Source organism: Pseudomonas sp. UW4 (assembly GCF_000316175.1).
Taxonomy (GTDB): Bacteria; Pseudomonadota; Gammaproteobacteria; order Pseudomonadales; family Pseudomonadaceae; genus Aquipseudomonas; species Aquipseudomonas laurylsulfatiphila.
On record NC_019670.1, the window covers coordinates 3,288,962 to 3,303,867 of the forward strand.

General features: G+C 61.4%; 8 protein-coding genes and 1 pseudogene. 2 read left to right on the top strand and 7 right to left on the bottom strand.

What is annotated here, in order from left to right; genetic code table 11:
- Positions 1-100: 100 nt before the first annotated feature.
- From PPUTUW4_RS14270 to tpx, 7 genes are all read right to left on the bottom strand, one after another.
- Entirely contained in the window at positions 101-847 is a 747-nt protein-coding gene (locus PPUTUW4_RS14270; protein WP_007974372.1) for an SDR family oxidoreductase, read from the bottom strand.
- A 178-nt stretch (positions 848-1,025) separates the two neighbouring features.
- On the bottom strand, positions 1,026-3,107 hold the full coding sequence (locus PPUTUW4_RS14275) for an EAL domain-containing protein (RefSeq protein ID WP_015095307.1): 2,082 nt from the start codon (positions 3,105-3,107) through the stop codon (positions 1,026-1,028).
- Between the two features lie 320 nt (positions 3,108-3,427).
- Complete coding sequence (locus PPUTUW4_RS14280) at positions 3,428-4,909, bottom strand: efflux transporter outer membrane subunit (protein WP_015095308.1); 1,482 nt, start codon at positions 4,907-4,909, stop codon at positions 3,428-3,430.
- Positions 4,906-8,013 carry an efflux RND transporter permease subunit gene (locus tag PPUTUW4_RS14285; protein ID WP_015095309.1) on the bottom strand — a complete coding sequence of 1,036 codons (3,108 nt, stop codon included), beginning with the start codon at positions 8,011-8,013 and terminating at the stop codon, positions 4,906-4,908. Before PPUTUW4_RS14285 ends, PPUTUW4_RS14280 begins: the two co-directional genes overlap by 4 nt.
- Before the next feature lie 148 nt (positions 8,014-8,161).
- Positions 8,162-11,257 carry an MdtB/MuxB family multidrug efflux RND transporter permease subunit gene (locus tag PPUTUW4_RS14290; protein WP_015095310.1) on the bottom strand — a complete coding sequence of 1,032 codons (3,096 nt, stop codon included), beginning with the start codon at positions 11,255-11,257 and terminating at the stop codon, positions 8,162-8,164.
- Entirely contained in the window at positions 11,254-12,570 is a 1,317-nt protein-coding gene (locus tag PPUTUW4_RS14295) for an MdtA/MuxA family multidrug efflux RND transporter periplasmic adaptor subunit (RefSeq protein ID WP_015095311.1), read from the bottom strand. Before PPUTUW4_RS14295 ends, PPUTUW4_RS14290 begins: the two co-directional genes overlap by 4 nt.
- A 308-nt stretch (positions 12,571-12,878) precedes the next feature.
- On the bottom strand, positions 12,879-13,379 hold the full coding sequence (gene tpx, locus PPUTUW4_RS14300) for a thiol peroxidase (RefSeq protein WP_015095312.1): 501 nt from the start codon (positions 13,377-13,379) through the stop codon (positions 12,879-12,881).
- A 424-nt stretch (positions 13,380-13,803) separates the two neighbouring features.
- On the opposite strand from tpx, the gene PPUTUW4_RS14310 reads away from it, so the two are divergent.
- Together PPUTUW4_RS14310 and PPUTUW4_RS30265 are read left to right on the top strand one after the other, a co-directional pair.
- Positions 13,804-14,229 (top strand): YciI family protein, encoded by a 426-nt coding sequence (locus PPUTUW4_RS14310; RefSeq protein WP_015095313.1) that lies wholly within the window; start codon positions 13,804-13,806, stop codon positions 14,227-14,229.
- Between the two features lie 399 nt (positions 14,230-14,628).
- Positions 14,629-14,897: pseudogene (locus tag PPUTUW4_RS30265) on the top strand (hypothetical protein); the annotation flags it as partial.
- Between the last annotated feature and the right edge of the window lie 9 nt (positions 14,898-14,906).

Consider the following 14,906-nt stretch of genomic DNA (forward strand, 5'->3'; position numbering starts at 1 on the left):
ACACACGCAGTGTTCGGTTGCGTGGCTCGTCGCCAATCTAGGCGCCCTTGTCAGCAGCGTCTACTGTCAGAAATAACAGGTGGATGCTTGCGGGCTCAACTCAGCGTCCACCACCAAGATCAACAAATGTCCCCGTCGCATAAGAAGCCTTGTCCGACAACAACCAGACAATCGCCTCCGCCACTTCATCCGGGCGCCCGCCGCGGGCCATCGGGATCGCCGACTCAAGCTTGCTGACCCGGTCCGGATCGCCGCTCAAGGCATGGAAATCGGTGTAGATGTAGCCCGGGCGCACCGCGTTGACGCGGATCCCCTCTCCCGCCACTTCCTTGGACAGGCCGATGGTGAAGGTGTCCAGCGCACCTTTTGACGCCGCGTAGTCGACATATTCGTTGGGCGCGCCCAAGCGTGCGGCCACCGAGGACACGTTGACGATACTGCCGCCCTGCCCGCCGTGTTTGGGCGACATGCGCAGGATCGCGTGCTTGGCGCAGAGGATCGGCGCCAGGACGTTGGTTTTCATGATCTTGAGAATGCGGAACTCGGACATTTCGTCGACCCGGGACTTTTGCCCCACGGTCCCGGCGTTATTGACCAGCGCCGTGACCCGGCCCAGTTCATTGTCGACCCGATGGAACAGCGCGATGACTTCGTCTTCGATGCTGACATCGGCCCTTACCGCAATGGCTTGCGCACCGAGGGCGCGGACTTGCTCTAGCACGCCGAGTGCGGCCTTTTCGTCCGCCTGATAATTGATGCAGATCCGATAGCCCTGCGCGGCGGCCAACAGTGCGGTGGCGGCACCAATGCCGCGGCTGCCGCCGGTGATGACGATGACTTTGTCCATGCGAGCCTTCCCCCAATCAAAGCTTAAGCGGTCGGGGGCAAGAATAACCGCCATTGGCGGTTTTTGCATGGCTTGGGTAGCGTTTGCACAGACGCCATCACGGGCAAGCCACGCTCCCACAGAATATGCAAAACCTGTGGGAGCGTGGCTTGCCCGCGATGAACGATGACACGGACTGTCAAGCCAGCGCCAATCGCTCCGAGCGATGGATTTCCATCATGAAACCTGCGGCCGGCAACGGATGCCCCAGCAGGTAACCCTGTAACGAGTCGCAGCCCAGTTGCGTCAGGAAGTCCTGCTGCGAACCCGTCTCCACACCCTCGGCAACGATGCGCAACCCCAACGCCTGGCCGAGCGCCACGATGGCCGAAACGATGGCGGCGTCATCGCTGTCGTGCTCCAGGTCACGGACAAAACCGCGGTCGATCTTCAGTTCGTTGGCCGGCAAGCGCTTGAGGTACATCAAACTCGAATAACCGGTGCCAAAATCGTCGATGGACAGGTCGACACCCATTTCCGAGAGTTCCTGAAGCACCGTCATGCTCGCGTCGGCATCGCTCATTGCGGTGGTTTCAGTGATTTCCAGGGTCAGGCTATTGGCCGGCAGATGGTGAGTCGCCAATGCCCTGGCGACGCTCTGGACCAGTCCGGCATGGCAAAACTGGATGGCCGACAGGTTCACGGCGATGCGCCAATCGGTGTAGCCCAGCACGTACCACTCGCGCATCTGGCGGCACGCTTCGTTGAGCACCCACTCGCCGATCGGAATGATCAGCCCGGTCTTTTCCGCCAGCTCGATGAACTTGTCCGGTAACAGCAACCCCTGCGTCGGGTGCTCCCAGCGCAACAGGGCCTCGGCGCCCACCGGCCGGCCATTGGCGGCATCGAACTTGGGCTGGTAATGCAGGCTGAATTGCTGATGTTCCACGGCATTGCGCAAGTCCTGCAGCAATTGCAGTTGCTTGCGCGCGTTGGTGTTCATCGAGGCATCGAAAAAGCTGTAGCCGTTTTTACCCGCGCCCTTGGCGTGGTACATCGCCGCGTCGGCGTTCATCAGCAATTCGTGGGCGGACTGCCCGTTACCCGGATAGAGCGCGATGCCGACACTGGCGGAAATGTGCAAATCATGTTCGGCAACCCGGAACGCCCGTGCAATCAACCCGACCTGGCGGGCCGCGAGGCTCAAGGCATCGTTCTGCTCGCTCAATTGCACCAGCAACACGAACTCATCGCCGCCGATCCGCGCCAGGGTGTCCTGGCTGCGCAAGTCTTCGCGCAGGCGCATGGCCACTTCGCGCAAAAGCAGGTCGCCCATGTGGTGACCGAAGGCATCGTTGACGGGTTTGAAGCCGTCCAGGTCGATGAACATCAGGGCAAAGCAACCGCCCTGTTCACGAACCCGGGACATGGCCTGATCGATTCGGTCGGCGAGCAACGTCCGGTTCGGCAACCCGGTGAGGGTGTCGTGCAGGGCCAGTTGGGTCAGTTCACGGTTGGCTTCGGTCAGCGACTGGGCCAGGCTCGCGGTGCGGGCCTCCAGGCGCGCATCGAGGATCGAGGTCAGCAAGGCAATGCACAGCACCGCCAACGTGGTGATCAGCACCAGGTTGTCCAGGCCCTTGCCGTTCAGACCGTCGACCGCTGCCCCGCAAAAGCTGCCATCGGCAAAGCGTGCAGCGGCCATCCCGGTGTAGTGCATGCCGACGATGGCGATGCCCATGATCACAGCGGCACCGCCACGGATCAGGCGGACATAAGGCGTGTGTTGGCGTAAATGGAACGCGATCCACAATGCCGCGCCCGAGGCAGCGACAGCGATCATCAGCGAAGCGCCGAACAGCGTCGGGTCATAGTCGATGCCTGGTTGCATGCGCATGGCAGCCATACCGGTGTAGTGCATCGCGCTGATGCCAGCGCCCATGACCAGCGCGCCAAAGGCCAGTTGCCAGGCCGGAAGTTTTGGCTGGCTGACCAGCCACAGCGCAAAACCGCTGGAGAGCACGCCGATCAACAGCGACAACAGGGTGATTGCGCCGTCATAGCCCAGATCGATCGGCAGCTTGAATGCGAGCATGCCGATAAAGTGCATCGACCAGATGCCGATGCCCATGGCAATGGCCCCGCCCACGGTCCACAAATGCACGGCGCGGCCTTTGGCAGTGGCAATGCGTCCGGTCAGGTCGAGTGCGGTATATGAGGCGAGAATCGCGACACAGAGCGAAATGATAACCAGGGTGGGGGAATAGCTACCGATGAGCATGCGGACTTCTCGCGAATACCCCCATTAATGGTATTGATTCTCGCCGGGGGAAAATGCGGCGATTGTACTGATTCCGAATGAGAACGCACTCACAAAATGAGCAAAGGGCCATCAGTCCGATGAAACGTTTGTTTTAAGGTTTTACATTAACTCGCGTCAAGCTGCTGGCGCCTGCCACAAGGAAGGAGTCGAGAGCACAAAACCTGTGGGAGCGAGCTTGCTCGCGATAGCGGTGGGTCAGGCAGCATCCATGCTGAATGTGACTCAGCCATCGCGAGCAAGCTCGCTCCCACAGGGATTGCAGCGTGCGTTAGATTGCGTTATCGGCTCTCGCTCACTTCAAGCTGCCCGTCCCAGCCACCGCCCAGCGCGGCGATCAACTGCACGCTGGCGATCAGGCGGCTTTGCAACAGGTCCAGGTTGCTGCGCTCATTGTTCAGCGCCGCCGCTTGGGTCACCACCACATCGATGTATGCGATCAAGCCGGCCTTGTACTGGTTCTGGGTCAGGCGCAACGATTCACGGGCGGCGTCCAGCGCCTGTTGGCGTACGACGGCTTCGTCCTGCAGCACCTTGAGTTGCACCAGGAAGTTTTCCACTTCGCGGAATCCGTCCAGCACAGTCTGGCGGTACTTGGCCACTGTTTCGTCATAGGCCGCTTCACTGCGGTCGACTTCCGCCGAGCGCTGGCCGCCGTCGAACAGGGTCATGGCCAATTGCGGCCCGACCGACCAGAATCGGTTTGGCAGGCTGAACAAGTCTTTCGAGGTACTGCTGCTGTAACCACCGTTCAAGCTCAGGGTCAGGTCCGGGTAATAGGCAGCCTTGGCCACGCCGATGTTGGCGTTGGCAGCCATCACCGAGCGTTCGGCCGAAGCGATGTCCGGGCGACGCTCCAGCAACTGCGAAGGCAGGGCCACCGGCACTTGCGGCAACTGCGGAATGTCCTGGCTTTGCGCCAGGCTGAACTCCGCCGGCGGCAGGCCGATCAGCACGGCAATGGCGTTCTCGAACTGGGCACGTTGCCAGATCAGGTCGATCATGTCCGCTTCAGTGCTCTTGAGCTGGGTCTGGGCCTGGGCCACGGCGTCCTTGCCGGATACGCCGGCGCGGTACTGGTTCTCGGTCATCTTCAGGGAGCGCTGATAAGCCTCGACCGTGTCCTGGAGCAGGCGTTTCTGGCCATCGATCACGCGCAATTGCAGGTAATTCTGCACCAGTTCCGACTGTTGACTCAGGCGCATGGCCGCCAGATCGGCGAAGCTTGCCTGGGCATTCGCGGTGTCGGCTTCCAGGCCACGGCGCAGCTTGCCCCACACATCCGCTTCCCAACTGACGCCCGCCTGGGCCGAATACGTGTCGCGAATACCGCTGGACGAACTGCTCAGGCTGGAGCTGCTGCTGCCGGTGCCCTGGCTTGAACGGTTCTTGCTGACGTTCAGGTCGACCGTGGGGAAAAACGCCCCGCGTGCGCTGCGCACCAAGGCCTGGGCCTGGCGGTACTGGGCTTCGGACTGGGCGACGGTCTGGTTGGCGCTGTTGAGCTTCTCGATCAGGCCATTGAGCTGTTGATCGCCATAAAGCTCCCACCATGCACCGCGCGCCAGGGCATCGCTCGGGTTGGCCTGGCGCCAGCCTTCTGCTGCCTTGTACTGCGCAGGTTCCGCGGTTTGCGGGCGCTGGTAATCCGGGCCGACGGCGCAGGCACTGAGCATGGCCACGCACAGTGACAGGCTCAGCAAACGCGAGCCTCGAGCCGTGATCAGCGGTGCAGCCAGGTTGAAAAGCGAACGTTCAGTCATAGCGGAGTTTCCAGAGCAGCATCGGTACGCACCCCACGCCATTTGTTGAAGCGATGGCGCAGTTTGTCGAGATAGAGGTAAACCACTGGCGTGGTGTAAAGCGTCAGCACCTGGCTGAAGATCAGCCCGCCGATGATGGTCAGACCCAGCGGCTGGCGCATTTCCGCCCCTTCGGCGCGGCTCAGCAGCAACGGCAAGGCACCGAGGATCGCCGCCAGGGTGGTCATCAGGATCGGTCGCAAACGTTGCAGGCAGGCACTGCGAATCGATTCCAGCGGTGCCATGCCCTGATGCCGCTCCAGCTGCAACGCCAGGTCGATCATCAGAATGGCGTTTTTCTTCACCACGCCGATCAGCAGAAACAGCCCCAGCAACGAAATCAGGCTGAACTCGCCGCCCAGCGCATAGATCGACAGCAACGCGCCGACCCCGGCGGACGGCAGGGTGGACAGGATGGTCAGCGGATGAATGTAGCTTTCGTACAGCACACCCAAGACCAGATACACCGCCACCAGCGCCCCCAGAATCATCCACGGCTGACTTTTCTGGGTCGCCGCGAAAGCGTCGGCTGTGCCGGCCATTTTCGCGATCACCTCTTCCGGCAGCCCGACCTTGGCAATCGCCCGCTCGATGGCGGCACCACCCTGCTCCACGGTCACGCCTTCGGCCATGTCGAAGGCAATGCTTTCCGAAGCGAACTGGCCTTCGTGGCTGACCCGGTCGTTTTCCAGGCTGTTTTCGTAATGGGCGATGGTCGACAGCGGAATCCGCGCGCCATCGGCGGTGATGACCTGGACCTGCTTGAGGGTGATCGGGTCCTGGGCGTATTTCGGGTTGACCTCCATCACCACCTGATACTGGTTGAGGCTGTCGTAGATGGTCGAAATCTGCCGCTGGCTGTAGGCGTTGTTCAGCACCGCCGTGACCATGTCCATGTCGACACCCAGGCGTTTGGCCTGGTCGCGGTCGACGATCAGGGTCACTTGCCGGGCGCCCCGGCCTTCCCGCGCATCGATGGCCGTCAGTTCCGGCAAGGCCCTGAGCGCGGTGACGACTTTCGGATACCACTCGCGCAATGCCCCGAGATCCCCGCTTTGCAGGATGTAGGAGTATTGCGAGGTGGTCTGCTCACGGCCGCCACCGAACTGCAGGTCCTGGTCGGCCATGAGCATCAGTTGTGCGCCGGGCACCTTGGGCATTTCCTTGCGCAGGCGTTCGATGACTTTCTGCGCTGAAATGTTGCGTTCCTTGATCGGTTTCAGCCGCACCAGCATGAAGGCGTTGTTGGTGCCGTTGCTGCCGCCGATGAATCCGGCGACGCTTTCTACCGCTTCATCCTTGAGCACCGCACGGCGGAAAATCTCCATCTTCGGCTGCATCACGCTGAACGACAGGCCGTCGTCGCCGCGCACGAAACCGATCAGTTGACCGGTATCCTGCTGAGGTAAAAATGTTTTAGGAACAACAATATACAGCGCAATGTTCACACCGATTGTCACGAACAGGCTGAGCAACGTCAGGCGTTTGTGGCGCAGCACCCAGTCGAGGCTGGTGGCGTATTTGCCGACCATCCAGTCGTTGGCCCGCCGGCTCCAGCGTTGCAGGCGGTTCTCCTGCCCCGGCGTGTGCGGCTTGAGCCAGCGGGCGCAGAGCATCGGGGTCAGGGTCAATGACACCAGCAGCGAAACCACGATTGCCGCCGCCAGGGTGATGGAGAATTCGCGGAACAGGCTTTCAACGATCCCGCCCATGAACAGGATCGACAGGAACACCGCCACCAGCGACACGTTCATCGACAGCAGGGTGAAGCCGACTTCCTGGGCGCCGAGGTAGGCCGCCTTCATCGGTCGCACGCCTTCGTCGATGTGCCGGGAAATGTTCTCCAGCACCACGATGGCATCGTCCACCACCAGCCCGGTGGCCAGGATCAGCGCCATCAGCGACAGGTTGTTCAGCGAAAAGCCGTAGAGGTACATCACGGCAAAGGTACCGACCAGCGACACCGGCACCGCCAGGGTCGGGATCAGCGAGGCGCGGAAGTTACCGAGGAACAGGAACACCACCAGGATCACCAGCGCCACGGCGATCAGCAAGGTCATTTCCGCTTCGTGCAACGTGGCCTTGATCACCGGGGAACGATCCATGGCCAGGTTCAGCTTGACGCTGGCCGGCAACACCGCCTGCAACGCCGGCAACTGCGCCTTGATCTCGTTGACCGTCTCGATGATGTTGGCGCCGGCCTGCCGGTTGATCACCAGCAGCACCGCCGCGTCGTCGTTGAAGAAACCGCTGTTGTAGCGGTCTTCGACGCCGTCGCTGACCTTGGCCACGTCCTTGAGGCGCAGGGCCGCGCCGCCGTTGTAGTGGATGATCAGCGACTCGTAGTCCTTGGCTTTTTCCAGCTGGTCGTTGGCCTGGACCTGCCACAGACGTTGATCGTCCTCCACCGAGCCCTTGGGCCGGCGTACGTTGGCATTGGCGATGGTGTTGCGCACATCGTCCAGGGCCACGCCGTACTGGTTCAGCGCCTGCGGTTCGAGTTCGATACGCACCGCCGGCAGCGAACTGCCGCCGATCTGCACCTCGCCGACGCCCTGCACCTGGGACAGGCTCTGGGACAGGATCGTCGAAGCCAGGTCATAGAGCTGGCCTTTTTCCAGCACATCGGACGTCAGCGACAGCACCATGATAGGCGCCTGGGACGGGTTGACCTTCTTGTAGGTCGGCATGCTGCGCATCCCGCTGGGCAGCAGATTGCGCGAGGCGTTGATGGCCGCCTGCACTTCCCGCGCCGCGCCGTTGATGTCGCGGTCGAGGTCGAATTGCAGGATCACCCGGGTCGAGCCCTGGCTGGAGCGGCTGCTCATGGTGTTGACCCCGGCAATCGCGCCGAAAGAGCGTTCCAGCGGCGTGGCCACCGTCGACGCCATCACCTCGGGGCTGGCACCGGGCAGGCTGGCCTGGACCACGATCACCGGAAAGTCCATTTGCGGCAGCGGCGACACGGGCAGCAAACCGAAGCTCACGCCACCCAGCAGCATGATGGCCAGGCTCAGCAACATGGTCGCGACCGGGCGCTTGATGAAAGGTCCCGAGAGATTCATCGATGACCGCTCCCGGCACCAACCCACGAGCCCTGCAGGCCCCCTGTGGGAGCGAGCCTGCTCGCGAAGAGGGCCTTGCATTCAATATCCCTGTCGACTGACCGGACGCCTTCGCGAGCAAGCCCGCTCCCACAGGTTATGCAGGCCGTCATACCGCCGTCTCCTGAGCGCCGGTCTTGCCAAAGCGCCGACCGAGACGATCGAAATACAGGTAGATCACGGGCGTAGTGAACAGGGTCAAAACCTGGCTCAGCAACAGGCCGCCGACCATCACCAGGCCCAGCGGCTGGCGCAGTTCCGCACCGGAACCGGTGGCCAGCATCAACGGCACGGCACCGAAGAGCGCCGCCAGGGTCGTCATCAGGATCGGCCGGAAACGCAGCAAGGCGGCCTGATAGATCGCCGTTTGCGGGTCCATGCCCTGGTTACGCTCGGCGTCGAGCGCGAAGTCGATCATCATGATCGCGTTCTTCTTGACGATGCCGATCAGCAGAATGATGCCGATGATCGCGATCATGCCCAGGTCGTTGCCACTGAGGATCAACGCCAGCAAGGCACCCACCGCCGCCGACGGCAAGGTCGAGAGAATGGTGATCGGGTGGATGTAGCTCTCGTAGAGCACGCCCAGCACGATGTACATGGTCACCACCGCCGCCAGGATCAGCAGCAAGGTGCTCGACAACGAAGCCTGGAACGCCTGCGCCGCGCCCTGGAATTGGGTCTGCACGCCAATCGGCATGCCGATGTCCTTCTGCACCTGCTCGATGATCTCGACCGCATGCCCCAGCGCCACGCCGGGCGCGAGGTTGAAGGACATCATCACCGCCGGGAACTGGCCGATGTGGGTGATCGCCAGTTGCGCCTGACGCTCCTCGATATGCGCCAGGCTGGACAGGCGCACCTGGCCGCCATCGGTGGTCTTGACGTGAATCTGGTTCAACGCATCCGGGCCGATCTTCTCGCCGGACTGCGATTGCAGGACCACGCGGTACTGGCTCGCCTGGGTGTAGATCGTGGAAATCTGCCGCTGGCCAAAGGCGTCGTACAGCGCATCGGTGATGTTCGACACCGACACCCCGACCCGCGACGCCGCATCGCGGTCGATCACCAGATAAACCTGCAGGCCCTTGTCCTGCAGATCGCTGGCCACGTCGGTCAGCTCCGGGCGGTCGGCCAAGGCCTCGACCAGGCGCCCGCTCCACAGGCTCAGCAGCTTCGAGTCCGGCGACGACATGCTGAACTGGTACTGCGTACGACTGACCCGGTCCTCGATGGTCAGGTCCTGCACCGGCTGCATGAACAGGCGGATGCCGACCAGCTTGTCCAGCTCCGGTTGCAGGCGGGCAATCACTTGCGTTGCACTCAGGTCACGGTCGCGGTGCGACTTGAGGTTGATAAGCAAACGACCGCTGTTGAGGGTCGAGTTGTCGCCGTCCACGCCAATGTAGGAGGACAGGCTCTCAACCGCCGGGTCGGCCAGAATCACCTTGGCCAGCTCCTGCTGACGCTCGCTCATGGCGGCGAAGGAAATCGATTGCGGCGCTTCGGAAATACCCTGGATAACCCCGGTGTCCTGCACCGGGAAGAAGCCCTTGGGCACTACCATGTACAGGAATACCGTGAGCGCCAGGGTGCCGATGGCCACCATCAAGGTCAGGGGCTGGTGCTTGAGCACCCACTGCAACTGGCGTCCGTAAGCGGCGATCATCCAGTCGATGAACGCACCGCTTGCGCGATAGAAACGCCCCTGCTCGGCTTGCTTGGGTTCGCGCTTGAGCAGCCGCGCGCACATCATCGGCGTCAGCGTCAGGGAAACCACCAGGGAAATCAGGATCGCCACCGCCAGCGTAATGGCGAACTCGCGGAACAAGCGCCCGACCACGTCCGCCATGAACAGCAGCGGGATCAGCACGGCGATCAGCGACAACGTCAGGGAGATCAGGGTGAAACCGATCTGTTTGGCGCCCTTGAGTGCCGCGTTCAGCGGGCTGTCGCCCTCCTCAATGAAGCGCGCAATGTTCTCCAGCATGACGATCGCATCGTCCACCACGAAACCGGTGGCGATGGTCAGGGCCATCAGAGTCAGGTTGTTGACCGAGAACCCGGCCAGGTACATCACGCCGAACGTGCCGATCAGCGACAGCGGCACGGCCACCGACGGAATGATCGTGGCGCTGGCGCGACGCAGGAACAGGAAGGTGACCATGACCACCAGGGCGATGGCGATCAGCAATTCGTGCTGCACGTCCTTGACCGAGGCGCGGATGGTCTGGGTGCGGTCGGTCAGCACCACCACGTCGAGGCCGGCCGGCAGGTTGTCGGTGATGCTCGGCAGCAGCGCCTTGATCCGGTCCACCACCTCGATCACGTTGGCCCCGGGCTGACGCTGGATGTTGAGCAGTACGGCCTGGTTCTCGTTGGCCCATGCCGCGAGGCGCTCATTCTCGGCGCCGTCGACGATTTCCGCCACGTCCTTGAGCCGCAACGGCGCGCCGTTGGCATAGGCCAGAATCAGGTTGGCGTAGTCCTTGGGCGACGTCAGTTGATCGTTGGCATCGAGCATCGAGACCCGGGTCGGGCCGTCGAAGTTGCCCTTGGGCTGGTTGACGTTGGAGGCGCCGATCAGGGTGCGCACGTCCGACAGGTTCAAGCCGTTGGCCGCCAGGGCCTCCGGGTTGACCTTGATCCGCACGGCCTGGCGTTGACCACCGGCAATGCTGACCATGCCGACGCCGCTGATCTGGGCGATTTTCTGCGCCATGCGCGTATCGACCAGATCGTTGAGCTTGGGCAGCAGCATGGTCTTGGAGGTGATGGCCAGGGTCAGCACCGGCGTGTCGGCCGGGTTGACCTTGTTGTACACCGGCGGGGCCGGCAGGTCCTTGGGCAGCAGGTTGGTGGCCGCGTTGATCGCCGCCTGCACCTGTTGCTCGGCAACGTCCATGTTGATGTCGAGGCTGAACCGCAGGGTCAGCACCGACGCCCCGCCGGAACTGGTGGAGGCCATTTGTGTCAGGCCGGGCATCTGCCCGAACTGCCGTTCAAGCGGCGCGGTCACCGCGCTGGTCATGACGTCCGGGCTGGCGCCAGGGTACAGGGTCATGACGCGAATGGTCGGGTAATCGACCTGGGGCAACGCCGACACCGGCAGCAGCCGATAGGCAATGACGCCGGCCAGGATAATCGCCAGCATGCTCAGCGTGGTGGCTACCGGGCGAAGGATGAACAGCCGCGAGAGGTTCATGCGCCACCCTTTTTCGCCTTGTCAGTGGTCGCGGGCTCGGCCGCGTTGACCGCCGACTTGCCTTGCAGGTGTTCGGTTGGCGTGGTCGGCACGTCCTGGCTGTCGTTGACCACCTCCACGTCGCTGCCGTCTTTGAGGCGGTCAGTGCCTTCCAGTACGACCCGGTCGCCCGCGGACAGGCCTTCGGTGACCACGGTGTTCAGGCCGTCACTGGCGCCGACTTTCAACTGACGGATCTTGACCTTTTTGTCACCATCCAGGACATAGGCGAACGTGCCGTTGGTGCCGAACTGGATCGCGGCGGACGGTGCGAGCACTACGTTTTTGAGGGTGTCGGCCAACAGGCGCACATTGACGAACTGGTTGGGGAACAGCGACTGATCGCGGTTCTCGTAGCGAGCCTTGAATTTCAGGGTGCCGGTGGTGACGTCGATCTGGTTGTCCAGGCTCTGCAGCACGCCAGTGGCCTGCAACTTGGTATCGCCGCGATCCCAGGCTTCAGCCGGCAATTGGGCACCGCTGCGATAACGGGCGAGCACGGTGTCTAGGCTGTTTTCCGGGAGGGTGAAGGCCACGCTGATCGGTTGGGTCTGGGTGATGATCGCCAAGGCGGTGGTGTCGTTGGCCGCCACCAGATTGCCGACGTCCAGTTGACGCAGGCCCACGCGACCGGTGATGGGGGCGCGGATCCGGGTAAATTCAAGGTTGAGCTTGGCGTCGTTGACCGCGGCCTGATTGGTCTTGACCGTACCCTGGAACTGACCGACCAGCGCTTCGGCGGTGTCCAGGGTCTGCTTGGCAATGCTGTCTTCGCGGTACAGGCCGCGATAGCGCTCGACATCGACCTGGGCGTTTTTCAATTGCGCCTGATTCTGCAGCAAGGTGCCTTCGGCCTGAAGCAAGGCGTTCTGGTAAGGGCGCGGGTCGATTTCAGCCAGCAGGTCGCCGGCCTTGACCATCTGCCCTTCTTCGAAATGAATCTTGACCAGCTCACCGCCCACGCGGCTGCGGACGTTGATGGTGTTCAGCGCCGTGACCGTGCCCAGCGCCTTGAAATACAGCGGGAAGTCACCGGTGACGGCCGGAGCCACGCGCACCGGTACCGGCCCTGACGCACCTCCGAACCCCGGGCGCATGCCCCCCGATCGCCCGGCATGCCCGGCAACGGCTTTCTGCCCCGCAGCCTCTTTGGGTGCAGCGCTGCCCGGCCAGAACTTCCAGCACAGGGCGGCAATGACCAACAGGACAAGCAGGCCGAACAGCCAGCGACGGGGACTACGGGAAGCGGAGGATTGCATTGAGTGATCAACCATTGGGCGCGTGGGCTTTTTTACATGAGGCTGAACGATAAGCACTGGCGGGTATTAAGCAAAGCGCCTTTACCGGCAATTTACTTTCAGCTTACGTAACAGGAGTTTTATCCAAGACACTGAAACACAAATGAAAACGGCCTGGACAAAGGGTAATGCCGATCAGCGCAGAAGCGAGCCTGCTCGCGATGGTCGTTAACGATAACGCATGTCTACTGACGAAACGCAGCGTTCTTGAGTCCATCGCGAGCAAGCTCGCTCCTACAACAGCATTTTTGACAGCGGGGGTGTTAACAATTGCAACGGCGTACTTACTTCAGAACAGCAAGTGCCGCGTCGTAGTTCGGCTCGTCAGCGATTTCGCCAACCAGTTCGCTGTGCAGCACGTTGTCGTTCTCGTCCAGAACCACGACGGCGCGAGCGGTCAGGCCCTTGAGCGGGCCGTCGGCGATGGCCACGCCGTAGTTCTGGATGAACTCTGCGCCGCGCAGGGTCGACAGGTTCTGTACGTTTTCCAGGCCTTCGGCGCCGCAGAAGCGGGCCTGGGCGAACGGCAGGTCAGCGGAGATGCACAGCACAACAGTGTTGGCCACGTCGCTGGCCTGGGCGTTGAACTTGCGCACGGAAGTGGCGCAGGTCGGGGTGTCAACGCTTGGGAAGATGTTCAGCACTTTGCGCTTGCCTGCAAAGTCTTTAAGGGTGACGTCGGACAGATTGCCGGCAACCAGGGAAAAGGCTGGCGCCTTGGAACCGGCTTGTGGCAGTTGGCCGTTGACTTGAACCGGGTTGCCTTTAAGAGTGACTTGAGCCATGAACGGAGTCCTTCTGAACGTTGTGGTGGAGAATTTTGACGAGGCCGAAGTTAACCACGAAATTGCCCTGCGACCTACGGTCAAACATAAATTGTCATGTATCAGCGCACAAAACTGGATACAACTCATAACCCTGTGGGAGCAGCCTTGCTCCGGGCGGCGATCCGACGAAAGCGCAATGTCATGCAACATCGCTGGCGACTGAGCTGACGTCATCGCGAGCAGGCTCGCGCCCACAGGGTTCGCTTGTTAGCCGATCAAGTCGGCAAAAGTACAGAGTACGCCCTCACCCGCCGCTTCCCGATGTTCATGACGAAAGGTACGCGACTCGTCTTCGACTAAAACTTTTGATAGCACTCTGTCGAATTACTCCATCGTCGTTCGACTATAAATCGAATCACTCAACCGCAACGGAGACGACACCATGCGATTCATGATCATCATCAAGGCCAGCCAGGATTCCGAGGCCGGCGTCATGCCCAGCCAGGAGCTGCTGACCGCCATGGGCAACTACAACGAAGAACTGGTCAAGGCCGGCATCATGCTCGCGGGCGAAGGCCTGCACCCGAGCAGCAAAGGCGCTCGCATAAAGTTTTCAGGTGAAAAACGCACGGTGATCGACGGCCCCTTCATCGAAACCAAGGAACTGATTGCCGGTTTCTGGTTGTGGAAAGTGAAGTCCAGAGAAGAAGCCATCGAATGGGTCAAGCGCTGCCCCAACCCGATGCCGGGCACCGAGGCCGAGATCGAGATACGCCAGGTGTTTGAGGCCGAAGACTTTGGCGCCGAGTTCACGCCGGAACTGCGCGAGCAGGAAGAGCGGGTTTGGGAGCAGGCGAAAAAGAACTGACTGATTCGACCTTTTCCTCAGCTTGCTGTGGGAGCGGGCTTGCTCCCACATTAACTAGATGGCCACTTAACTTGCGTGGGCAAGTCTTTGACCCGTATTAACTTTTTAGTACACGAAAATAACGAGAATCCACACACAAAACGAAAGAATTAATCCATATGGCTGGCTAACCCGTGGTTAACTGCTAACTTCATCCGATAAGTCCTACAGGCTTGATCGGAAAGGGATTACGAAGTTGCGGCTGCACATAAGGGGCCGCAGGCCCGATCAGTCAGCCACCAGGGAAGCGGGGGGAATGATGTCAAAGCAATTGGGGAAGTACGCCTTCGTCTGGGTGACTTCACTGGCGCCTGTTTTTCGTGTTCACGCCGAGACAGCCAACCGGCTACTGCACCGGCATCGGACCACCCTCAAGTCAAGTCCGCCACCTTCCTGCCGTTCATCATCCACAACCTGGAAAAAGGCTGGTGCTCGACCGGCACCTGGACTTTCGACCTGAAGAACAACACTCATTACATCCCACTCGGTTTGGGTGGCGGCAAGCCTGGAAGTCCGGGTCCAATATTCTCAATGCCTATATCGAACCACAGTGGACCGTTGACCGAAAAGGCGATGGTTTACCACAACTCACACTGTACGCAGGGATCAATGTCACCTTCGGTAAATAAGGACCTTCT

Bases quoted from the DNA above. Each gene is read 5' to 3' on its own strand.
- PPUTUW4_RS14270 (WP_007974372.1), bottom strand. From the start codon at position 847: ATGGACAAAGTCATCGTCATCACCGGCGGCAGCCGCGGCATTGGTGCC.
- PPUTUW4_RS14275 (WP_015095307.1), bottom strand. From the start codon at position 3,107: ATGCTCATCGGTAGCTATTCCCCCACCCTGGTTATCATTTCGCTCTGT.
- PPUTUW4_RS14280 (WP_015095308.1), bottom strand. From the start codon at position 4,909: ATGACTGAACGTTCGCTTTTCAACCTGGCTGCACCGCTGATCACGGCT.
- PPUTUW4_RS14285 (WP_015095309.1), bottom strand. From the start codon at position 8,013: ATGAATCTCTCGGGACCTTTCATCAAGCGCCCGGTCGCGACCATGTTG.
- PPUTUW4_RS14290 (WP_015095310.1), bottom strand. From the start codon at position 11,257: ATGAACCTCTCGCGGCTGTTCATCCTTCGCCCGGTAGCCACCACGCTG.
- PPUTUW4_RS14295 (WP_015095311.1), bottom strand. From the start codon at position 12,570: ATGGTTGATCACTCAATGCAATCCTCCGCTTCCCGTAGTCCCCGTCGC.
- tpx (WP_015095312.1), bottom strand. From the start codon at position 13,379: ATGGCTCAAGTCACTCTTAAAGGCAACCCGGTTCAAGTCAACGGCCAA.
- PPUTUW4_RS14310 (WP_015095313.1), top strand. From the start codon at position 13,804: ATGCGATTCATGATCATCATCAAGGCCAGCCAGGATTCCGAGGCCGGC.